The following is a 21012-nucleotide window of genomic DNA, read 5'->3' on the forward strand; positions in this document are numbered from 1 at the left end:
CATTGGATGATAAAAAAGAAGAACTGGGCTTAGCTGAAGTATTTGCTTATGAAGGAGAAGACGAAAATGTAGCTAACCATTTTTTTGCCAACTTTGCAGCTTCGGAATTTGACGATGACAACAATGTCGCCTTTAACGCCAAAGAACTAAATTGGAAAAATGGCGATCGTATGAAAGAATATACCGATTTAATCAATCAACACACCGTACAACCAGTAGTTACCATGACTAATCCCCATTCTGTAGAAGATTTATTTTTTAATGATGAAGTCGCTATGATTCATCAGGGAAATTGGATTGTTCCTGCTTTAGATGATATGGACCCTTCCTTCGTCCAAGAAAAATTAGGGATTTTACCGGTGTTTGCTGATGATGACTTACCAGGAAGAAATGTCGCTGGTTCCAATTGGGTGATCGGTATTAACAAAACAAAATCTAAAGATGAAACACAAGCAGCGGTTGAATTTTTGAATTTCTTATATACAAGCGAAAAAGGAAAAGAAATCGTCTCTGACGAATTTCAATTAGTTCCGCCGACAAAAGATGTGGATATTGATGACATTTCTGCACCAGTCTCTCGCCAATTATATCAAGAAGTTTTAGACGATACAGCTGCGCCTATGACTTACAAACAAGAGCCTTATGGTTTTTTACGAGCCTCCTTAGCGCCTAATTTCCAAAAATATCTCGCCGGTCAGCTTTCCTGGGAAGAATTAACAAAGCGAACCTCAGCTGATTTCAAACAAATGAGACAAGTGCAAACTGTTGATTAACTCATTATTTTTGCAGGAGATGATGTCAATGAACCATTACAAGCACATGAAAAAAACTTATTGGCTTTTTTTAGCACCCGTGTTAATTACTTTATTTCTCGTTATCGTTCTGCCATTTATTTACGGTATTTATACCTCATTTACCAATTCTAATGGCTTAACGATGTCCTTTATTGGCCTGACAAACTATAAACAGTTATTTAGCGATCAACGCTTTTTAGAGAGTATGAATATTACCTTTTGGTTTTCGATTTTTTCAGTTATTTTAGTCAACATTATCGGACTAGGTCTTGGCTTATTAGTAACAACGATTCAGGGGAAATTTGCCACCTTTTTACGAACCACTTTCTTTGTTCCTAATTTAATCGGTGGTGTCATTTTAGGATTTATCTGGCAATTTATTTTCATCCAAGCTTTTTCTGCTATTGGAAGTACAACTGGTATCCCTTTTTTTGACAACTGGCTAGCAACTAGCGTTTCTGGCTTTTGGGCACTAGTCATTGTCTTTGTATGGCAAATGAGCGGCTATGTCATGCTGATTTATATTTCATTTTTAACTTCAATTAGTCAAACCGTACTTGATTCAGCCAAAATGGATGGTGCCAATGCTTGGCAAATGTTTTGGTATATCAAATTTCCGACAGTAGCTCCCGCTTTTACTATTAGTCTATTTTAACATTAACAAATGCTTTTCGACTTTACGACTTAAACTTAACTTTAACAAATGGTGGGCCTTTTGGTTCCACAGAAATGTTAGCAATGAACATTTATAACACAGCTTTTCAAGAATATAGCCAAGGATATGCCCAAGCAAAGGGTGTAATATTCTTTATTATTGTAACGATCGTAACAGTGATTCAATTGAATTTAACTAGAAAGCGAGAGATGGATATATGAAAAAACAACTCGATTTCAATAAATTACTAGTTATTATTTTAGCTATCGTATTATCACTTAGTTGGTTATATCCTTTCTTTTTAATTTTCATTAATTCATTTAAAACACGTACCGAGATTTTGTCTAACGTTATTGGTTTACCTGAAGAAATCACACTTGCTAACTACCCCAATGCATTTCAGGCTATGAATTATGTATCAGGTTTTGGCAATTCAGTGATTATCACTGTGGCTAGTGTAGGTTTAACAGTATTATTTAGCGCCATGGCGGCTTATGTATTGCATCGTCGCGACTCAAAATTAAGCACCTTCATTTACTACTTTTGTGGGGTTACAATGTTGATCCCCTTTCAAGCGATCATGATTCCTTTAATCAACCTTTTTGGACAAATCAATTTATTGAACCGTACAGGCTTAACTATCATGAATATTGGCTTTTCGGTCAGTTTATCGGTTTATCTTTATTACGGCGCTATGCGTAGTATTTCAACGGATTTGGATGATGCAGCAAACATTGACGGCGCAAATCGTATAAGTATTTTCTTTCGCGTAATCTTACCCATTTTAAAACCTACCACTGTAACTGTTATTATTTTAAATGGAATGAAAATATGGAACGACTATCTATTACCTTCATTAGTGGTTAATCAGCAGGGAATGCGTACATTACCGTTAGAATTATATTCATTTTTCGGTGAATTCACCACGCAGTGGGAACTAGCATTAACCGGCTTATTATTGGCGATTATTCCAGTGATTCTCCTCTTCATTTCTTTACAAAAATACTTTATTGCTGGGATAAGCGAGGGTTCTTTAAAAATGTAGTCACTAGTATCGAATAGTTTTTACTTAAAAATAGCGCTAATAAACAAAATTTATCAAATTTGCTTATTAACGCTATTACTAACTTATTACGGTTTTTATTTTGTCATGATTTTCGATTAATTAGTTAATTGTCTTTATTACTTTGCAGGGAGATCCATAAGCTAAGACATTTTCCGGAATGTTTTGGGTAACCAAACTAGCCGCACCGATGATAGAGTTTTTCCCTATATGAGTCCCAGGCAGTATAATAGCGCCTGCACCGATCCAAACATTTTCTTCTATTGTTACTGGTAAATTGTATTGCGCATTATTTCTTCTTAATGAAGAATCAAGAGGATGAGTACCTGTGATGATTGTTACATTAGGACCAATCATTGTATCATCATGAATTTCGATCCGAGTGTCGTCAACTAATGTTAGGTTGAAATTAGCATAGACATTATCTCCTAGAAATGTATTTTTCCCCCAATTCGCGTGAAGCGGTTGTTCAATATAGGTATTTGCCCCGATTTCACCAAATAGTTTTTCCAGGTATTCTCTTCTTTTCTGTGATTTCTCTGGTTCTAATTGATTGAAAGAATGAAGAATCATACTGTATTTTAAGCTTTCCTCTTCAATCTCTGCATTCTCATAATAAATTTCTCCAGAATTCATTCGTCTTTTTATTTCATTTGTGTCCACCTATTTCACCTCATAACACTACATAAAAAAGTTTCAAACTATGCTATTATTTTTTCTTAAAAATACCTAGTAATCATTGTGCGATCACTAGGTGTTTTTCGTTCATTTCTGTTCCATCATCGTTGATTCTCGTAATATCAATTCAGTCTCAACTGTAATTTTACGAGCAACTGGCGCTGTTTCTTTGGCTAGTTCTAGCATAGTCGTTATCGCTAGTTCTCCTATCCATTCTGTATAAACGCGGATAGTAGAAAGCGCTGGATTCACATATTTCGATACGCTCAAATCGTTAAATGCGATCAGCGAAATATCATCTGGAACTAAAAGCCCTCGTTCATTGATAGCACGCATCGCCCCTATAGCTAATGCATCACTAGAGACAAATAAAGCTGTTGGTATATCCTGTGTTGAGACCAAGTAGTCTTTCATCGCTTGATAACCACCCGCAACAGTAAAACTACCTTCAACATGATACTTTTCTTGATACATTTTTAGTTGTTGCAATTGTTCCTTAAAAAATTTCAACCGAATATCCTTAACCTGTTGTTGGCTTTCTTTAGTATATTCAATTCCTGAAAGAATACCAATCTTTTGGTGCCTTTCACGGATAAAATGATCAATGGCTAATTCGACGCCTTGCTCAAAATCAATCACAATCGCATTATGTCCCGAAATTGTTCCAGTGGAATCTACAAATAACAATGTTTCAGAATGTTTTTCTAGTTCCTTTACTTGATTTTGGTCAAATTTTCCCAGTGCAATCGTCGCTTGTACATTCGTCTCAGATAACTGCTCTAGTGGTTCTTTAAGCAATTGAACATTTGATTCTTCTGCTTTTTTTTCAATTCCCAAGCGAATCGCTAAATAGTACAAGTCTTCTAATTCCTCTTCCTTGTTATACCACTGTACTAAGCGTATCGTTAGTTGTGCGTTTTGTTTTTGCTTATATTTTGTATAGTTTAAACTTTCAGCCACTTCAAAAATTTCTTTTTTCGTAGATTCTCCTACAGATAACTGAGGATCATAATTTAAAACTCGTGAAACTGTAGCAGGAGAAACTCCTGCTTTATCTGCTATATCTTTAATAGTTGCCAAAGTTCCTCCTCCTCGAGTAGATAACATCCAAATTAGTTAATAAGACGAGTATCGATAAAACGTTTAAAACCTGCTTGCCCTTGTTCATCTCTTTTGAATACACCGGCATCTTCTAATACCCGTTTGAATACTTGACCAAGCTCTTTTTGAATGACTTCATTGACATTTTCCTTTGTTAACTGATGATTCATTTTAATAGAATCAGCCCACTTTTTATGATAAGAAGCCATTTTATTTTCTTCTTCTAATAAATATTTTTCTACTTCTTCTAGTTCAGTTTTCAAACGTGGCGGTAGTATAGCTAATCCCATCACTTCAATTAAACCAATATTTTCTTTTTTAATATGTTGAACATCTTTATGTGGATGGAAAATACCATCAGGATGTTCTTTTGAAACATTGTTATCCCGCAATACAATATCCATTTCAAAAAAATCATCTTTTTTTCTAGCAATAGGTGTTACCGTATGATGTAGTGTACCGTCTTGTGAATAAGCAGAGATATCTAATTGTTCATCTGAATATACCGCCCACTTGGCAAAAATTTCATGAGCAGCTCTTGCCAGTTCTGCTTTATTTTTACTTTGCAAACGAATCACAGACATCGGCCACTTTACAACACCAGCAGTAACATCAGGAAATTTATTTAAAGAAAAAGAAAATTCAATCGGTGCTTTATCCATGGCAAAAGTATGACGGCCGCCTTGATAATGATCATGAGAGAGGATTGAACCTCCTACAATCGGTAAATCAGCGTTAGAACCCATAAAATAATGAGGTAATACTTCAATAATTTTTAACAATCGGTCAAAGGTCTGTTTCGTAATTTCCATCGGGCGATGTTTTTCGGACAAAACAATACAATGTTCATTATAATAAGCATAAGGAGAATATTGAAAACCCCAAGATTCTCCATCTAAATTCATCCGGATAATCCGATGATTAGCCCTGGCAGGAAAATTAGAGCGACCTTTATAGCCTTCATTTTCCATACATAATTGACACTGAGGATAGTTCCCTTGTTCCGTATTTTTCTCTAAAGCAATTTGTTTAGGATCTTTTTCAGGTTTGGATAAATTAATAGTGATTTCTAAGCTGCCGTACTCCGTTTCTACTGGAAAATCAATATTTTTAGCTATCGCACGAGTTTTTACATAGTCATTCGTTTTACACAAATCGTAAAAATAATCCGTAGCCTCTTTAGGATCTTTGGCATAGTATTGTGCAAAAAAGGCATTCACAACTGACGGTGGTGGCGTTAAAAAATCCATTAATTGCGAGGCAAAGATTTCTTGTTCCGAAAGTGATTCCCCAACTATATGGTTATTTTTAGCTACTTCGACTAACTCGTCCATTAATTGTGTCGAGGTTTTATAGGATAAACGATTCTCAGCTTCTTCAAATTCCGTTTCACCAATCATACCCAAAATACGATTTTGTAAATAGATGCGATCCATTTCCATCCAACCACCGGATGCAATAGCTAAGGTTGTAAAGTCGGAAATTGTTTGACTGATCATTCCGCTTCCTCCTCTTCATATCCATTTGCATGATTTACATGCCAATTCCAAGCAGTTTCGATAATTTTTTTCACACTAGTATATTGTGGCTGCCAACCTAAAATTCTTTTAGCTTTGTCACTAGCAGCAACTAAAGTAGCAGGATCACCTGCACGTCTAGGGGCCACTTTAGCCGGAATTTGTTTGTTTGTTACTTCTCTAGCCGCTTCTAGCATTTGTTTTACAGAATAACCTGAATTACTTCCTAGGTTAAAGATATTACTTGGATTTCCCGCTCTTAAGTATTCCAAAGCTAAAATGTGAGCTGCTATCAAATCTTCTACATGGACATAATCTCTCACACAAGTTCCATCTGCAGTGTCATAGTCATCACCAAAAATGGCTAATTGCTCTCTTTGTCCTAAAGCTACTTCTAAAATAATAGGAATCAAGTGCGTCTCTGGTCGATGATCTTCTCCGATAGAAGCATCTTTTTTAGCTCCAGCAACGTTAAAATAACGCAAGGCAACAAATTTTATTCCATAGGCTTCATCACACCAGCGCATCATTTTTTCCATCATTAATTTACTTTCTCCGTAAGGATTTTTAGGATTAGCTGGGGTTTCTTCAGTAATCGGATCTTCTTCTGGTTCTCCATAAGTTGCTGCTGTTGAAGAAAAGACAATATTTTTCACATTAAATTCTTGCATAACTTCTAATACTATTTCAGTTCCTGAAACATTATTATTAAAATATTTTAACGGATCTTCTACAGATTCACCTACCAAAGAACTAGCAGCAAAATGAATGACTCCTTCAATATCTTCTTTTGCAAATACTTCGCTGACAAAAGCTTTATCGCGGATATCTCCTTGATAAAAGTGAGCTTCAGGGTGAATTGCAGCTTGATGTCCTGTTAATAAATTATCAATAACAGCCACTTTATACTCCTGGTTAATTAACTGATCAACGGCGTGCGAGCCAATATAACCCGCGCCGCCTAATACTAAAATTGTCATACGATTCTCTCCTTAAATTGGTCATTTTCTATAAATATTATCTGTTTCATTTTATAGCTTTCTAGCGCCATCATCAATACTCGCTTGATAAATATCGGTTGCGTATCCAATATTATCCAAATATGTCTGAGAAACATCTTTTACAAAGTCTTGCCAGAATGTTTTTTTCACCAGAGCAATGGCACAACCCCCAAAACCAGCACCAGTCATTCGCGCCCCTAAGACAGCAGGATGTTGTTGCGCCACAAACACTAGCGTATCCAGTTCTTTTCCTGTCACTTCATAGTCATTTTGTAACGAAGTATGAGAAGCATTCAACAATTCTCCAAACTCAACCAGGTCCCCTTTTTCTAAGGCTATTTTTGCTTTTTTGGTTCGTTCATTTTCTGTCACTGCATGTTTTGCACGCTTAAATAATATCTCATCTTCAATCAAAGCTGCATTGGCCACAAGGTCTTTGTTTTCCAGTTCTCCTAATGATTGAATCGATAATTCCTTTTGTAAATATTGTAAAGCTTGTTCGCATTCTTTACGGCGCTCGTTATATTTTGAATCTGCTAATTTTCGTGATTTATTCGTATTCATAATTGCAATGACATATTCCCCAAATTCAGCTGGAACCACTTCATAATCCAAGGTATTAGTATCTAGCAATAAAGCATGATCTGACTGTCCCATCCCTACAGCAAACTGATCCATAATACCTGAATTTACTCCAATAAATTGATTCTCTGTTTTTTGTCCTAACTTGACTAAATCGAGTGTAGTAATAGATAACTCAAATAAATCTTGTAGGATAACACCCATTAACAATTCAATTGAAGCTGAAGAAGAAAGTCCAGCACTATTAGGTATATTGCCATAAAAAGCAATATCTAAACCTGAATTAATAGAAAAACCTGCTTCTTTTAAGAAAAATAGCATGCCTTTAGGATAGTTTGCCCAATCATCTATTTCTTTATAAGTTAAATCTCCTAAGGTAAACTCAATTATTCCCTTTTCAGAAAAATTTTCCGAATAGAGTCGAACTAAACGATCCTCACGTTTTCTAACTGCAGCATATGTACCTAGCGTAATTGGTACTGGAAATACATAACCGCCATTATAATCTGTATGTTCACCAATTAAGTTTACCCTGCCTGGGGCAAAGTAAGTCCCTTGTGCCGGATGATCAAAAATTTCAGAAAATACTTTTTTTACTTTGTTTTCCATATTTTTCGCTCCTTTAAAATAAATACATAAATTACTTTAAACTAAGCCTTAGAAATAATTTTTTAGTAAAACTATTATAAAACATTTAGTAAATAATTTCAATTTATTATTAAAATGCTTTCATATTGAATTCTGTTAACTAAATTTTGAAACAGTCTTTTATTATAATAAAACTAAAAGACAAAAGTTTCTTTAACAAATATAAGTATATCTCTTTTCAAATCTAGTCATTTCATTCATAATAAAGATAAGATAAATAAATGAGGTGAAAAATAATGAAGAAGTTTACTCTTGGATTTATTGTAGGTTCTTTAGCGACTACTGCCGCAACTGCTTGTTTAGTACAATCAGTAAAAAAACAAGTGATTGAACCAATCGAAGAAAAAGAAGCGATGATTGATGAAAATCGCAAAAAAGCACGTCGTAAAAGTTTTGCTAGATAAAAAAGATAAGACCTTATGTATGAACTTTTTAAAGCAATTGAAAAGTTCGATATACATAAGGTCTTATTTTTTTTAGGTTACTTTCTTAGACTTTTTCTTACCTTCCCAGCCGTTAAATCCTTCTTTTAAGATGTAGATATCTTTATAGCCATTCTTACGTAATTTATTCGCAGCTCGTACGCTTAGTGTTTTTCCAGTATCATATAAATAAACTGGTTGATCTTTACGAATAGATCCTATTGAATTATTCAACAAAGTATAAGGAATATTTCTGGCACCTAGAATATGGTTGCCGTCAAATTCTTTTTTCTCACGAACGTCAATGACTTGCGCCTTTCTCATTCCTTGACGAAATGTCTCTTGATCAATGACCTTTGCTGAACGCTTTCCTTGTATATAAAAATATAACCAATTAATCCCCATAGCAATTAATATAGCAGCTAAAATAAGCGTCAAAGTTTGCAAAAAATTCATGTTCTGTCACCTTTCTAATCTTTTAGTTTCAAAGCTAACGAAGCCGCGCCAATAATTCCAGCATCGTTACCTAACTGTGCTAATTTAATTCTTGTACTTTCTCTTACTTGTGGAAATGTAAATTCTTTAAAATAGTTTACCACTTTTGTACGCAAAAATTCACCGGCAGCAGATACTCCACCGCCAAGTATTAAAGAAGACGGATTTAACAGATTACCGATATTACCACATGCTAAACCTAAATAATAACAAATATGATCTACAACCATCATTGCTAACCGGTCATCTTCTTCGGCTAATTCAAAAATGTCTTTACTTGTAATTTCTTCGCCATTATCCAACCGTTGTTTTAATACAGAAGTACCAGCATACTCTTCAGCTAATTTACGCGCAATCCGCACAATTCCTGTAGCACTAGCAATAGTTTCAAGACAACCTTTTTTACCACAAGTACACTCAAAACCATCAGGATCTACGGTAATATGCCCAATTTCACCAGCACATCCAGCAATTCCATGTAAAAGTTCACCTTCCATAACGATACCGCCACCAACGCCAGTTCCTAATGTTATAAAAACCACATCGGGCTCATTATCACCAGCTCCTTTCCAGCGTTCACCTAGCGCTGCAACATTAGCATCATTATCTAGTGTAAAAGAAATTCCTGTTTCTTTTTCAATTTGTTCTTTGACAGGTTGAGTTGTCTTCCAGTTTAAATTATAAGCACCAATAACTGTTCCTTTTTTTCGGTCAACACTACCTGGTGTCCCCATACCAATACCAATAAAATCTTTAGGCTGCATATCATATAAATTCAAATGATAATTAATTGATGCAATAATATCAGGAACAATATGCGAACCTTCATCTAAAGTGTTCGTTTGAATACTCCATTTTTGCTGAATCTCACCTTCAGTTGTCAAAATAGCAAATTTGACAGTCGTACCACCTAAATCGATTCCCATAATTTTTTCTTCAGCCATTCAATTACCCCCCCAGCTTTCTTCAATTCGATGTTCTCTTATTAATATATTTCTAGCTTTTAGGTAAGTTTCTTGATCTATCAGTCGTGCTTCAAAGAGCTTTTTGAGTTCAATACTCATCAGTTCGATATCATAGATCCGCTTGCCTACATATACAAATATGCCAAAACGTTTTAATAATTGTTGCACGTCATATAAACTATCCATATATACACTTCCTAAATATTATACTAGTAATTGATATTTTTTAAAACCATAGAACAAACAAAAGCCTAGTAAAAATACTAGCGCAATACCCGAAATTATGCGAACATGGATTGAATAATCACGTAAGCGTTGGGGTAAACCAAATAAGTTACCCAACAACGCGCCGCCAAGTAAACCTCCAACGTGTCCCCAAATGTCTATCGAACGATCAAATAGACTAAAAAGCAAACTAATTCCAATGAATAAAGTAAATTGCCGTACTAGAACTTGGATGGCATAATTATTTTTGTAGTGCACACCTAAAACAACAAAAGCACCAAATAAACCAAATAGTGCTGTGCTGGAACCGGCCGATTGTACCCCTGGTGAATTAAAAGCAAAGCTTAACAAGTTTCCTGCAGCTCCACTGAGAAGATAAATGAAAAAGTAACGCATATGGCCATACATAGCTTCTAAGCGCTGCCCCATAAAATATAGCACAATTGAATTTACAGCAAAATGCATTAACCCGTAATGTATAAATATAGGCGTGATAAATCGCCAATATTGCGAATAATACACTACAAAGGGACCAAACATCGCACCTTGTGATTCAATTAGCCCGGGAAAAAGATAGGAAATGATAAACACCAATATCTGTATGCCCAAAAAGAAGTAGGTAATAATCGGTTGATTAAGCCACCGACGAAGTTGAATATTATTCATAGACATAACTCCCTTCAAGAGTGTCAGTATAAATGCGCGTCACTGCTTGGTCAAACTCTTCTGCTTGCCAATCATCATTTAGCTGTTCAGAAAAGGCCAAACCACACGTTTTGCCAGAAAAATCTTCCAAAAAACGATCATAGTAACCTTTACCAAAACCAATACGATAGCCTTTCTTCGAAAATATCAATCCAGGAACCAATATTAAATCAATATCTTTTTTTGCTATAACTAAGTTATTCATAGGCTCTTCAATCCCAAAATCAGATAACTGATAAGTTGTATTTTCATCTACTTCATAAAAATTTAACTGACGTTCAGGTAAGGTTTTAGGTACTACTATTTTTTTCCCCTGACTTAAAGCTTTTTTCATAATAGGTTCAGTATTGAGTTCAAACGACTGCGCGCGGACCATCCCAATTGTTTGAGCCTCTTTCCATAATTTAGAATGGAACAAAAGTGTGGTAATTTGTTGTTCCTTTTTTCGTTTCTTATCTATATGTTTAGCTAACTCTTCTAATTGTTTTTTTCCTTCTTGTCGTAGTATGCTTTTATCCATTGTTTCCACTCCAATATCTCAAAATTATTCTACTTGTTTAAGACAATATGTTTCTATTCTACCATGTTCAAATAGATACAGATATACAAAATTTTGCGTCAAGCAAACTTACTTAACATTTTTATCTAAAATTCTAGAATTTTACCTACAAACATGATATGATAGTTAAGTCCAAAAAAATGGAGTATCTAGTTATTTATAGGAGGGAAATGTCATGCGTGTAAACATTACATTAGAATGCACTTCATGCAAAGAACGCAATTATTTAACAAGTAAAAACAAACGCAATAATCCAGACCGTTTGGAAAAGAAAAAATATTGCCCACGTGAAAGAAAAGTTACTTTGCATCGCGAAACAAAATAAAAAAACATTCATCTGCTAAATAATCACTCCTGGTTATTTAGCAGTTTTTTTTTAATATAGATAACTAGTACGTAATATTTTTCCTCTAATACAACAGTGATTTTCTATTTCTATGCCTATTGCTTCTCATTCAACATTAACTGGATATATTTAACAAAAGTAATAAACCCTTATGGATATTTCATATTTTTATGTAATAAAAAAAGCCTTACCCGAAGATAAGACTTTAAAATGATTATTTATTCGACTTATTAGTACCAGCCATTTGCTTGCCAGAAAGTTTTAGCAGCATCCCAGCCACCATAACGACTGTTAACATATTGATCAGCAACTTTTTCTTGGTTTGCTGGAGAGTGGTCACCATTCAAGTAAGATGAATCCAGTTGATATTTACCAATGTAACGTCCATTAGTAGCTGAGTAGGAATTACTAGATTCTTTATTTGCAATCCAAGCTTTTGCAGAAGATGATTCTCCTGAAGATTGTTTTGAACTTGATGTTTGTTTAGGTGCAGCTTGTTGTTTAGGCGCTGATTCTTGCTTAGGAGCTTCTTGTTGTACAGGAGCTTCATTGCTAGAAGAACCATCTGTTGCAATGGTTAATTGAGTCCCTACAAAAATCATATTTGAGTTTTCAATATCATTGTCTTCTGCAATTTTATTCACTAAACTGTTGTCACCAGCAAACTTCATTGAAATTTTTGATAATGAATCGTTTGGTTTAACAGTGTAAGTTTCGTCTGCATTTACATCGCTTGCGCCAAATGCTAATGTTGCTCCTGCTGCCAATACTGTACTAAAAACTAAAGTCTTACTAAATTTCATTTTTCATTGTCCTCCAAAATTTTTTTAATTAATGTTGTGCTTTGCGCTACAATTGATAATTTACCATTGATTTGTATTTCATGTGTAAAAAAATCGTAACAATTCATTACAATTTGTTAAAAAAGATGACAAAAACTATAAATTAAAAAATAACTATGTTATTTTTACCGAACTGTTTTCAACAATTATAATTCAATAAAACGCTAATTAATTAATGTTTTTATAAAAAAATCTTAAAGGAATTTTATTTTAATTTATATATTTTATATTATATTTCTTGTAACATTAATCATAAAAAAAGTTTCAAAAAAATGTTTTTTTACTATCTTTTTGAAACTTTTTTTATTGCATTACTATGAATCTTTTTTAGAAGTACCTGTTTCATAATTAATTTGGTAGCTATCTTGTATATTGTAGATATAAACATTAAATTGAAGTTGATCATCTTCGATACTTTGTGCTTCCATCTCAATTCCTCTAGGTACCAGATCATTTTCTTTAAATAAAGGTGTTACGCGATAACGAACATGATGTTGCGTTTCTTTTAAATAATCTGCTACTTCTTTCTCATATTCTCTCATTGGCCCTTGATTCATTTGTTGGGTACCGGTAAATAAATTTTTCCAGTTATCGTCTTCTCCTGTTAGCTGAAAACCAATGAGATGCGAGCGATTATACAACCACTGTCCGCCAGCGATTTTCTTTTGCTTCCAACCTGAAGGATAGACTTCTGAAATATCGCCCCGCTCTTGTTCAGGCATCATTTTCTTATGTAGCATAGCGTTTGCTGGTCCAACTCGGTTCATCCTATCTAAATTAGAAAAACTTTGCCAAGCGCCTTCTTCTAGCGACAACTCTTCTTCAGTAAAAAATGGTTGATCTTTATTTAAAGTAACAAGCTCGTCTTCTCCATTATATTCAGGTAAATTCTCTAATTGCGAATAATCAGCCGTGTTATTTTGCGTTTCAAATGCTTCAACTACGGAACCAAAATCGTTAAAATCAATCTTTGACAAGTCAACATTGCCAGCAGTTGCCGTAAATAATAGAAGAAGCACTAGCGAGCTAAGCAGTGCTTTAACTGTTTTAGGTCTTGTTTTTTTCCGTTTGTATGCCATTTTTGTTCTCTTTCAATTAACATAATATATTTTACAAAGAAACAGCGAGGATCTATTGATAGATTCTCGCCATTTAAAGTACTTAAACTAAATAATCACTGTAGATATCATCCACTGTATTTTCAGGATCAATGACAACATAAAGATTTTTTGTCGTTTCACTGACTTTTGTTGTTTGATTTACATTGTCTAATCCTTCTTCATCTTTATCCTTATATGGGAAATATACTGTATCAGGTTCGCCGTTTTGATATACAATTCGCATATATTCAATATCTTCATATTTTAATGCGCGAGAAAACATTCCCATTTCTAGGCCACCTAAGTTGATATCAGAAGTCGCAACATGATCTCCTTCTTGGTAAACCTCCATTTTAAAAGCAGCACAAGGATGAATTTCTACAAAATCACTACCGTTAATTCTCCCATAACTAGTCGTTACTTGCTTGATCCATAAATCTCCGATGTGCCGACGATCGATCGTCCAAGTTTCGCCATTACGAAAGAATAATTTTAAAGCTTTCATTTGTCTTGCCATTTCCAAATCCTCCCTTATCTTGTTTGTTAATAATCTTACAATCTAAGTTTAGCACAAAGCTCAGTCAAGGTAAATACAGCGGTTAAGACTAGACGTTTATCTAAAACTAGTCTTTTACTTGATTCATTACTATTTTTCCATTTTTTCTTTAGCTAAATGTAATAATTCTTCTTTTGTGTTTGAAACATGACGGTGTAAGACAGCACTTTCTAGATAAGTTAACTGCTCTTTCAACCAACTTCCCGGTTTTTTAGCAAAATAATTCATCAAGTCATTTCCATTAACAGCTAAATCCTTTAAAGAATGAATCGCTAGCATGTGATAATCAGCTTGTACTTTTGCAAGATCTGCTGTCAAACCATAAAATGGAAGTAATTCCTCTACCAAGATAGCATAGTTTTCACCTAACTCGTATAACAAATCAACTGAAAAGTTTGCTTTTTTTCGAGCTTGTAAGCCATAAAACACCGCTTGAACGGTTTTAATTAATTCATTTGAGCATTTCCAGCTTTTCAAAAAAGGACGGATATCTTTTTCTTCCATAGCTAATTGGTCGATCAACAAAACCCAAGCTTGGCTCTCATTTTTTATAACTTTTTCTGGTAATTTGGAAAAAGCCAACAGTCTTTCGCCCATACCTGCTAAACCAGGACAATATTCGAAACATTGACTTTTGACAAGAGCTTGTAAACCTTTTTTTCTGTAGTCTCCTAGTAAAAACTTTACAAATTCTACATTAATACGTTCAACAGATATTTTTTTTAATAGTTGATGGTTTTCTTTAATGGCAGTAAAAGTTTCGTTTTCTAAATCAAACCCTAATTGGCTGACAAAGCGCAACCCCCGCATCATACGTAAAGCATCTTCAAAAAAGCGCTCGTGAGGATCGCCCACTGCTCGTAAAACATGCTGGTCTAAGTCTTTTAGACCAGCAAATAAATCAATGATTTCACCATTTTCTCTGATAGCAAAAGCATTAATAGTAAAATCACGACGTTTCAAATCTTCTTTTAACGAACGAACAAATTCAACATGGTCTGGACGACGAAAATCTTGATAAGCTGATTCTGTTCTAAAAGTTGTGATTTCATATTGTCCTGCTTTTTCTAACACCAAAACTGTCCCGTGTTCGATTCCTACGTCAATTGTCTTAGGAAAAATTTGTTTAATTTCGGCCGGAAAAGCACTTGTTGCGATATCAACGTCATGAATGGGCTGATTTAATAAAACATCACGCACACTACCACCCACAAAATAAGCTTCATGTCCCGCTTTTTCGATCTTTTTTAGAATCGGTAATGCTTGTTGATACTCAGTTGGAATTTCTCTTAGTTTCATTTCTTAGCCCTTTCCTACATACTTTCATTCTTGTTTTTCATCTTTTCTTTCAAAACGATTATGATCTCGATGATTGAATTTTGCCATATTTTTTTCAAACACTTCAGTTAAATCAACATCTAATGAATTTGCCATAATCATTGTAACAAATAATATATCGCCCAATTCTTCTTCGACAGTATTCGGTGCTTCCGAAAGCTTTTTTTGCTTTTGGCCATAATAATGGTTCACTTCTCTGGCCAGTTCACCAACCTCTTCAGTAAGACGCGCCATTTGCGCTAAAGGGGTAAAATAACCTGACTTGAATTGTTGGATATATTGATCTACTTCTTTTTGCATAGCTGTTAAAGTGTAATTATCAGACAATGGAAGGCCTCCTTTTAATGTTTTCTTTTCTATTTTAGCAAAAGTACTTTAAAATTCCTAGAAAAGGAAAGTCTATCAAAATACAAAAAAAGCTCATTCCCACCTTTTATCCAGCGTGACAAGAGCTTTATTTGCTATGAATGATTATTTACTCCCTTTTGCTTTTGTGCAATTAAATGATTTACTTTTTGCGAAAGCTCCATAAAGGTCGCTTGATCGTCACTTTCTAGTGCTAGATCAATTTGCTGATACAATTCTGTTATTTCTGCTTGGATAGTTTCTTCTCTAAAATAATGTTTTATTCTAGTCAAGGTTTGATCGTCCATATTATCATTCCAACGGTAATATGGATTGTCTTCCAACACGCCTAAGTACAGTTCATTGTTCCAGGCATTATCAAACTGTATTTCAAGATAGAGGGGATCTTGCCAATTCAAACGTATTTCATGAAAAATCTGATCACTATCTTTAAACATTTCCCCATCAATAAATAAAGCGATAGGCTCACCATAAAAATGACGAGAACAAATCGAGATTCCTCTAGGCGTCCGTCTAGCTTTTTCAACAAAGTGAACATGTTTTAAGATAGGTTCGTGATTGGCTAAGTAGTTTAATATCCAAGGAACTTCTCTTTTTGCAAAAAACTCATGAGAAACTAGCCAATTTAAAAAACGTCTTTTATCTAGTGTAGGAATTTCCATACTTTCACCATCTTTCTGATAAATCATCCAAAATTGATTCAGCTTCCATATCTCCAGGTTCATGTTCAAGATAATGTGAAAGATAAGATTTTGCTTCTTCTAAGCGTCCTTCTTCACGCAAGAAAATACCGTATTCTTTCATAAAATCAGGCTCGTGCTTTAATTCAACGCTAGCCTGTTCGTAATACTGACCAGCTTGCTCAAAATCTTCCAATTCATTATAAGCATGAGCTAAGTTCCATAAAGCGTATGGATTTTGCGTGTCTTCCATTTGCTTCACTGTTTTTATCGCTTCTTCAAAACGTTCTTCATTGATATACAAATTACTAAGCGTTAAAAGTGTTTCTTCCGTCTTTTCTCCTAGTTCTAAAGCCTGTAATAAATAATCTTCTGCTTTTTTAGCATCGTGTAACCTATAACTATTCTCAGAAGCAAAATGGTATAAATCCACTTGATAAGGATTTTCTTGAATGCCTTCTTCAATAACCGTTTGTGCTTCTTCAACCAATTCTTCTTCTTGTAAGCTTTCAGCTAATGGAAGGTACAAAGCTCGATATTGCGGATTTAATTCACGCAATTCTTGCAAATAACGTATCGATTTGTCGTTATCTTTTAACTGCCGATAAACAAAAGCCGTTTGGAAAAGACGTTCGTCAGTTTCTCCTTCTTCTAGAGAAGCTTCCAAATACTCAGCAGCATTTTCAAAATCTCCTTCTAAACTAAGCGTTGTTCCCAAGCGTTCTTTAATTGACACATTATTGATTTCTTCTTCACCAAGTTCTAATAAATGTTGATAGATAAATGCTGCTTCGTTAAAACGATCCATAGATAGATATAGCTCTGCTAAAGCAAATTGAATCAGTGGTTCATCAGGAAGAATACGAGAAGCTTCTTTTAACTTGCTTTCACTGACTTCCGGAATGCCCAAAACTTGATATAAATCTGCTGTAACCAACAAAGCTTGCGGATATAATTCACTATCAGAACCAATTTCTTCTAATAGTTCCAACGCTGCATCTGTCTCATTATTTTCAACAGCAATTTCAGCTAGCGGCAGATTGTTTTCTTTTTGCTCAGGATGGCGTGATTTTAAATTTTCAAAAACCTGTTTTGCTTCTTCTAAAAATCCAATTGAAAGTAATGACTCTCCCAATTCTTCTAAAATATCCTCATTATCTTCTTTGATTGCTTGATTTAATTGTAACTGTGCCTCAGCAAAGTCCTCTTGATCTAAAGCATCTAACATTTTTTCACTATATGTCATATATTCTCCTCAAATCTTTGAAATAATTTTCTGATAACGTTCTACCGCCCTTATCATTGTCTTTTCATTAGCAAAACAAGAAGCACCAGTTTCCCCAATTTCCGATAGAACGGACAGTTTCTGATCTTCTTGTAACGTAAGTACATTTTCTAAATATTCACTAATCGACAACTGTTCAGGCAACTCAATGGGATACCCAAGTTTTTTTAACCAAACCATAAAATTTTCTACTCGAAAAGTCGAGTCATTAATTTCTAAATTCCAAAATAATTGCAAAAGCAAGCCTAAAAAGCGTTTCATATAAGCCGACAGTAGATGTCCATTTTCCGTTAAATAAAAAGCTTTTTCAAATATAGTGCCATAAGAAGTTATGGCTAAAGCCTGCGTTTCATATAATCTTGTCATATGTTCAACAAAAGCCATAAAAGAGGCAGTATGTAATTGTTTTTGTGACGGAAAATTTTTAAACAATTGATGTAAAAATGCATAACCACTAACTAAGCCAGCTTGAATAAACATTTGTAAATCAACCAGTTTCCCATCATTTTGTTTTTGCATAATCGTTTGATCTAAAAAAATATGTGTTGGTAAATTTTTTTGTTGTAACAACTCATTATAAGGCTCTTTACAAATCATTTTATTTTCGACCAATGCACTGAAAAAAGAGCGAAAAGATGGTGGAATAACCCAAAATTCTCCCGACAACATTACGGTACGCTGTAAAAAGCCAGTTAATTGTACAACGCCTTCATTACCAAAAGCAATGAAAAGGTATCTTTCTGATGAAGGAAACCTACCTAAAAACTGCAAGAATTCCGTCATTTCTTCTAAATGATTACAATATAGCTGATTGCGTGCAATATACCAATCAATATCATTTGTAGGAAATGCCTGCTGAATCTTTTGAAAGAATTGATCATAATAACGTTGATTGGTTAAAATAATCACATGCCTATTATCTGGCAGTACATCATCGATACTCCTTGCAAGAGGCTTGCCATAAGTGATCTGTGTGGTTAAATCTTGTCTTTGGTAGGTTAATTGCATAGGTCTTCCCCGCCTTTGTTTACGTATATTTATTATATCACGAATATAGTTCGTTTGAGAAATTTCATCATTTAAACAAAAAGGCAGGGAAACTTAGATAAAAAAGGTACACCTTCATTTTCTTAATTGATGGACAAAAGCCAAAGTTTTACCCTTTTTTTGGCAGGACTTGAGTCTGCAAATTTGGTTAACAAAAAGACCCTTGAGAGATCAAGGGTCTTTTAAGATACAAGTTTTATTTTACAGCGTCTTTTAAAGCTTTACCAGGTTTGAATGCTGGTACTTTGCTTGCTGGGATTTTAATTTCTTCACCAGTTTGTGGGTTACGTCCTTTGCGTTCTGCGCGAGAACGTACTTCGAAGTTACCAAAACCGATCAATTGAACTTTTTCGCCGCTAGCTAGAGAATCTTGAATCGTTGTGAACACAGCATCAACTGCTGCAGTTGCGTCCTTTTTAGTCAAATCAGTCGCTTCTGCAACTTTTTCGATTAATTCTGCTTTATTTGCCATGGATGGAATCACCTCCTGAAAATATAATGATGTTTCGGTATAAATCACGTTCATTTGAATAACTCAAAATCCCGTGACAAATATTGATATATTCGATCAATATTCTGTTATAAAGTTATCATAAGAACCTTTTAATATCAAGGATTTTCGCCATTTTGAGGCTATTTTTTTCTTTTTTTGCTATTTATTTAGAAAAAAAGATATTCTTTTGCCAAAAGCCAAAAACTGTGGTAGAATCTTTACTTTCTCTTACGTGGAATAATCCGTATAGGGGTTCCTTCAAATTCAAATGCTCGACGAATTTGATTTTCTAAAAAGCGAGCATAAGAAAAATGCATCAGATTTTCATCGTTCACAAAAACCACAAAAGTTGGTGGCTTCACTGCCACTTGTGTTGCATAAAAGATTTTCAAACGCCTACCTTTATCAGTGGGTGTTGGATTAATTGCTACAGCATCCATAATGACGTCATTTAAGATAGACGACGGGACACGAAGGTTCTGATTCATCCCGACGCGTTCAATTAAATCAGGAAGCTGATTTAATCTTTGCTTTGTTTCTGCTGAGACAAAGATAATTGGCGCATAATCTAGATATAAAAATTCATTTCGAATCTTTTCTTCAAATTTCTGCATGGTATCCGTTTTTTTCTTTAATAAATCCCATTTATTTACGACAATTATAATCGCACGGCCTGCTTCGTGCGCATAGCCAGCAACCTTCTTGTCCTGTTCTCGTATCCCTTCTTCTGCATTTAAGACCATTAAAACCACATCTGAACGATCAATAGCTGTCATCGCACGCATTACACTGTATTTTTCTGTTTTTTCATAAACTTTTCCGCGTTTACGCATGCCAGCAGTATCTATCATAGTGAATTCTTGGCCACTTTCGCTGACAAAGCGAGTATCAACCGTATCACGCGTTGTCCCTTCGATCTCTGAAACAATAACGCGATTTTCCCCTAATAACGCATTGATCAAAGAAGATTTCCCCACATTTGGTCGACCAATTAAACTAAAATAAATCATTGATTCATCTTTGTTGCTTTCTTCTTCAGGAAAATACTTGACAACTTCATCTAAAACATCGCCCAAACCAATACCATGACTACCTGAAATTGGATAGGGATCTCCTAGCCCTAAGGTATAAAAATCAAAAACATCGTTACGCAGTTCAGGATTATCTGCTTTGTTAACTGCTAATACTACTGGTGTATTACTTTGATATAAAATACGCGCTACTGTTTCATCTGCATCTGTTACCCCTTCACGAACGCTCGTGACAAAAAGGATGACATCAGCTTCTTCAATAGCAATCTCTGCTTGGTGTTTAATTTGATCTTTAAACGGTTCATCGCTTAAATCAATACCACCTGTATCGATAATGTTAAATTCCTGGTTTAGCCACTCACCTTTTGTATAAATACGATCTCGAGTTACGCCTGGTGTATCTTCTACTATCGAAATACGTTCTCCAGCAATTCGGTTAAAAATTGTTGACTTTCCAACATTTGGTCGGCCAACAATCGCTATCGTTGGATTTGCCATTTTCTTCCCTCCATCTTGAA

Annotated in this window: 24 protein-coding genes and 1 pseudogene; 5 read left to right on the top strand and 20 right to left on the bottom strand. The window is 34.6% G+C overall.

All coding sequences use genetic code 11. The annotated features are described in order from the left end of the window. The first annotated feature begins 2 nt into the window (after nt 1–2). The 3 genes and pseudogenes from C7K42_RS13285 (at nt 3) to C7K42_RS04720 (ending at nt 2494) form a co-directional block, all read left to right on the top strand. Nucleotides 3–773 carry an ABC transporter substrate-binding protein gene (locus tag C7K42_RS13285; protein WP_232510094.1) on the top strand — a complete coding sequence of 257 codons (771 nt, stop codon included), beginning with the start codon at nt 3–5 and terminating at the stop codon, nt 771–773. Nucleotides 774–801: 28 nt separating this feature from the next. Further along, nucleotides 802–1670, top strand: a pseudogene (locus C7K42_RS04715) (carbohydrate ABC transporter permease). Further along, nucleotides 1667–2494 (top strand): carbohydrate ABC transporter permease, encoded by an 828-nt coding sequence (locus C7K42_RS04720; RefSeq protein ID WP_014125344.1) that lies wholly within the window; start codon nt 1667–1669, stop codon nt 2492–2494. Before C7K42_RS04715 ends, C7K42_RS04720 begins: the two are co-directional and overlap by 4 nt. A 120-nt stretch (nt 2495–2614) precedes the next feature. On the opposite strand, the gene C7K42_RS04725 is transcribed toward C7K42_RS04720, so the two are convergent. The 5 genes from C7K42_RS04725 to C7K42_RS04745 all read right to left on the bottom strand — a co-directional run bounded on the left by C7K42_RS04725 (nt 2615) and on the right by C7K42_RS04745 (nt 8000). Beyond that, the gene (locus C7K42_RS04725; RefSeq protein WP_103083441.1) at nt 2615–3175 is read right to left on the bottom strand and encodes a sugar O-acetyltransferase; all 561 of its coding nucleotides are present in this window, start codon (nt 3173–3175) and stop codon (nt 2615–2617) included. Nucleotides 3176–3277: 102 nt separating this feature from the next. Beyond that, a complete protein-coding gene (locus C7K42_RS04730) occupies nt 3278–4270 on the bottom strand; it encodes a LacI family DNA-binding transcriptional regulator (RefSeq protein WP_103083440.1) in 993 nt (330 codons plus the stop codon). A gap of 32 nt (nt 4271–4302) precedes the next feature. Next, complete coding sequence (gene galT, locus C7K42_RS04735; RefSeq protein ID WP_103083439.1) at nt 4303–5790, bottom strand: UDP-glucose--hexose-1-phosphate uridylyltransferase; 1488 nt, start codon at nt 5788–5790, stop codon at nt 4303–4305. Then, nucleotides 5787–6788 carry a UDP-glucose 4-epimerase GalE gene (gene galE / locus C7K42_RS04740; RefSeq protein WP_014125351.1) on the bottom strand — a complete coding sequence of 334 codons (1002 nt, stop codon included), beginning with the start codon at nt 6786–6788 and terminating at the stop codon, nt 5787–5789. Before galE ends, galT begins: the two co-directional genes overlap by 4 nt. 51 nt (nt 6789–6839) lie before the next feature. Further along, nucleotides 6840–8000, bottom strand: coding sequence for a galactokinase (locus C7K42_RS04745; protein ID WP_103097117.1), 1161 nt, complete (start codon nt 7998–8000; stop codon nt 6840–6842). Nucleotides 8001–8275: 275 nt separating this feature from the next. On the opposite strand from C7K42_RS04745, the gene C7K42_RS04750 reads away from it, so the two are divergent. Beyond that, entirely contained in the window at nt 8276–8443 is a 168-nt protein-coding gene (locus C7K42_RS04750; RefSeq protein ID WP_014125353.1) for a DUF3042 family protein, read from the top strand. Nucleotides 8444–8515: 72 nt separating this feature from the next. Here the strand turns inward: C7K42_RS04750 and C7K42_RS04755 are convergent, their stop codons facing one another. From C7K42_RS04755 to C7K42_RS04775, 5 genes are read right to left on the bottom strand one after another with little or no spacing between them, the layout of a single operon-like run. Next, nucleotides 8516–8917 carry a rhodanese-like domain-containing protein gene (locus tag C7K42_RS04755; protein ID WP_014125354.1) on the bottom strand — a complete coding sequence of 134 codons (402 nt, stop codon included), beginning with the start codon at nt 8915–8917 and terminating at the stop codon, nt 8516–8518. Between the two features lie 14 nt (nt 8918–8931). Beyond that, on the bottom strand, nt 8932–9900 hold the full coding sequence (locus tag C7K42_RS04760) for an ROK family glucokinase (protein ID WP_103083438.1): 969 nt from the start codon (nt 9898–9900) through the stop codon (nt 8932–8934). Further along, entirely contained in the window at nt 9901–10107 is a 207-nt protein-coding gene (locus tag C7K42_RS04765) for a YqgQ family protein (protein WP_103083437.1), read from the bottom strand. Between the two features lie 18 nt (nt 10108–10125). Beyond that, complete coding sequence (locus C7K42_RS04770; protein ID WP_103083436.1) at nt 10126–10812, bottom strand: rhomboid family intramembrane serine protease; 687 nt, start codon at nt 10810–10812, stop codon at nt 10126–10128. After that, the gene (locus C7K42_RS04775) at nt 10805–11371 is read right to left on the bottom strand and encodes a 5-formyltetrahydrofolate cyclo-ligase (protein ID WP_103083435.1); all 567 of its coding nucleotides are present in this window, start codon (nt 11369–11371) and stop codon (nt 10805–10807) included. The genes C7K42_RS04770 and C7K42_RS04775 overlap by 8 nt, the downstream gene beginning before the upstream one ends. A 214-nt stretch (nt 11372–11585) precedes the next feature. Here C7K42_RS04775 and rpmG point away from each other — a divergent pair, with 214 nt between their 5' ends. Further along, nucleotides 11586–11735, top strand: coding sequence for a 50S ribosomal protein L33 (gene rpmG, locus C7K42_RS04780; RefSeq protein WP_010753318.1), 150 nt, complete (start codon nt 11586–11588; stop codon nt 11733–11735). 251 nt (nt 11736–11986) lie between these two features. On the opposite strand, the gene apf is transcribed toward rpmG, so the two are convergent. From apf to der, 10 genes are all read right to left on the bottom strand, one after another. Continuing rightward, on the bottom strand, nt 11987–12559 hold the full coding sequence (gene apf / locus C7K42_RS04785) for an aggregation-promoting factor (protein WP_061840623.1): 573 nt from the start codon (nt 12557–12559) through the stop codon (nt 11987–11989). A 353-nt stretch (nt 12560–12912) separates the two neighbouring features. After that, nucleotides 12913–13677 (bottom strand): DNA/RNA non-specific endonuclease, encoded by a 765-nt coding sequence (locus tag C7K42_RS04790; protein ID WP_103099693.1) that lies wholly within the window; start codon nt 13675–13677, stop codon nt 12913–12915. A gap of 82 nt (nt 13678–13759) precedes the next feature. Next, nucleotides 13760–14215 (bottom strand): hypothetical protein, encoded by a 456-nt coding sequence (locus C7K42_RS04795; protein WP_103083624.1) that lies wholly within the window; start codon nt 14213–14215, stop codon nt 13760–13762. Nucleotides 14216–14344: 129 nt separating this feature from the next. Next, on the bottom strand, nt 14345–15553 hold the full coding sequence (locus C7K42_RS04800; RefSeq protein ID WP_103083625.1) for a CCA tRNA nucleotidyltransferase: 1209 nt from the start codon (nt 15551–15553) through the stop codon (nt 14345–14347). Nucleotides 15554–15577: 24 nt separating this feature from the next. Continuing rightward, complete coding sequence (locus tag C7K42_RS04805; RefSeq protein ID WP_178891833.1) at nt 15578–15892, bottom strand: nucleotide pyrophosphohydrolase; 315 nt, start codon at nt 15890–15892, stop codon at nt 15578–15580. A gap of 161 nt (nt 15893–16053) precedes the next feature. Continuing rightward, nucleotides 16054–16620 (bottom strand): YpiB family protein, encoded by a 567-nt coding sequence (locus C7K42_RS04810; RefSeq protein ID WP_014125364.1) that lies wholly within the window; start codon nt 16618–16620, stop codon nt 16054–16056. Between the two features lie 4 nt (nt 16621–16624). Continuing rightward, complete coding sequence (locus tag C7K42_RS04815) at nt 16625–17884, bottom strand: tetratricopeptide repeat protein (RefSeq protein WP_014125365.1); 1260 nt, start codon at nt 17882–17884, stop codon at nt 16625–16627. 9 nt (nt 17885–17893) lie between these two features. Beyond that, nucleotides 17894–18931 carry a hypothetical protein gene (locus C7K42_RS04820; protein WP_014125366.1) on the bottom strand — a complete coding sequence of 346 codons (1038 nt, stop codon included), beginning with the start codon at nt 18929–18931 and terminating at the stop codon, nt 17894–17896. Between the two features lie 235 nt (nt 18932–19166). Further along, nucleotides 19167–19496, bottom strand: coding sequence for an HU family DNA-binding protein (locus C7K42_RS04825; RefSeq protein ID WP_157978101.1), 330 nt, complete (start codon nt 19494–19496; stop codon nt 19167–19169). Nucleotides 19497–19681: 185 nt separating this feature from the next. Then, nucleotides 19682–20992 (bottom strand): ribosome biogenesis GTPase Der, encoded by a 1311-nt coding sequence (gene der / locus C7K42_RS04830; protein ID WP_103099694.1) that lies wholly within the window; start codon nt 20990–20992, stop codon nt 19682–19684. Between the last annotated feature and the right edge of the window lie 20 nt (nt 20993–21012).

The organism is Tetragenococcus halophilus subsp. halophilus DSM 20339 (assembly GCF_003841405.1).
In the GTDB taxonomy this organism is placed as follows: domain Bacteria; phylum Bacillota; class Bacilli; order Lactobacillales; family Enterococcaceae; genus Tetragenococcus; species Tetragenococcus halophilus.

Bases quoted from the DNA above. Each gene is read 5' to 3' on its own strand.
- C7K42_RS04765 (WP_103083437.1), bottom strand. From the start codon at position 10,107: ATGGATAGTTTATATGACGTGCAACAATTATTAAAACGTTTTGGCATA.
- C7K42_RS04720 (WP_014125344.1), top strand. From the start codon at position 1,667: ATGAAAAAACAACTCGATTTCAATAAATTACTAGTTATTATTTTAGCT.
- C7K42_RS04745 (WP_103097117.1), bottom strand. From the start codon at position 8,000: ATGGAAAACAAAGTAAAAAAAGTATTTTCTGAAATTTTTGATCATCCG.
- C7K42_RS04805 (WP_178891833.1), bottom strand. From the start codon at position 15,892: ATGCAAAAAGAAGTAGATCAATATATCCAACAATTCAAGTCAGGTTAT.
- C7K42_RS04815 (WP_014125365.1), bottom strand. From the start codon at position 17,884: ATGACATATAGTGAAAAAATGTTAGATGCTTTAGATCAAGAGGACTTT.
- C7K42_RS04750 (WP_014125353.1), top strand. From the start codon at position 8,276: ATGAAGAAGTTTACTCTTGGATTTATTGTAGGTTCTTTAGCGACTACT.
- C7K42_RS04760 (WP_103083438.1), bottom strand. From the start codon at position 9,900: ATGGCTGAAGAAAAAATTATGGGAATCGATTTAGGTGGTACGACTGTC.
- rpmG (WP_010753318.1), top strand. From the start codon at position 11,586: ATGCGTGTAAACATTACATTAGAATGCACTTCATGCAAAGAACGCAAT.
- C7K42_RS04775 (WP_103083435.1), bottom strand. From the start codon at position 11,371: ATGGATAAAAGCATACTACGACAAGAAGGAAAAAAACAATTAGAAGAG.
- galT (WP_103083439.1), bottom strand. From the start codon at position 5,790: ATGATCAGTCAAACAATTTCCGACTTTACAACCTTAGCTATTGCATCC.
- der (WP_103099694.1), bottom strand. From the start codon at position 20,992: ATGGCAAATCCAACGATAGCGATTGTTGGCCGACCAAATGTTGGAAAG.
- C7K42_RS04790 (WP_103099693.1), bottom strand. From the start codon at position 13,677: ATGGCATACAAACGGAAAAAAACAAGACCTAAAACAGTTAAAGCACTG.
- apf (WP_061840623.1), bottom strand. From the start codon at position 12,559: ATGAAATTTAGTAAGACTTTAGTTTTTAGTACAGTATTGGCAGCAGGA.
- C7K42_RS04800 (WP_103083625.1), bottom strand. From the start codon at position 15,553: ATGAAACTAAGAGAAATTCCAACTGAGTATCAACAAGCATTACCGATT.
- galE (WP_014125351.1), bottom strand. From the start codon at position 6,788: ATGACAATTTTAGTATTAGGCGGCGCGGGTTATATTGGCTCGCACGCC.
- C7K42_RS04755 (WP_014125354.1), bottom strand. From the start codon at position 8,917: ATGAATTTTTTGCAAACTTTGACGCTTATTTTAGCTGCTATATTAATT.
- C7K42_RS04795 (WP_103083624.1), bottom strand. From the start codon at position 14,215: ATGGCAAGACAAATGAAAGCTTTAAAATTATTCTTTCGTAATGGCGAA.
- C7K42_RS04820 (WP_014125366.1), bottom strand. From the start codon at position 18,931: ATGCAATTAACCTACCAAAGACAAGATTTAACCACACAGATCACTTAT.
- C7K42_RS04810 (WP_014125364.1), bottom strand. From the start codon at position 16,620: ATGGAAATTCCTACACTAGATAAAAGACGTTTTTTAAATTGGCTAGTT.
- C7K42_RS04825 (WP_157978101.1), bottom strand. From the start codon at position 19,496: ATGAACGTGATTTATACCGAAACATCATTATATTTTCAGGAGGTGATT.
- C7K42_RS04770 (WP_103083436.1), bottom strand. From the start codon at position 10,812: ATGAATAATATTCAACTTCGTCGGTGGCTTAATCAACCGATTATTACC.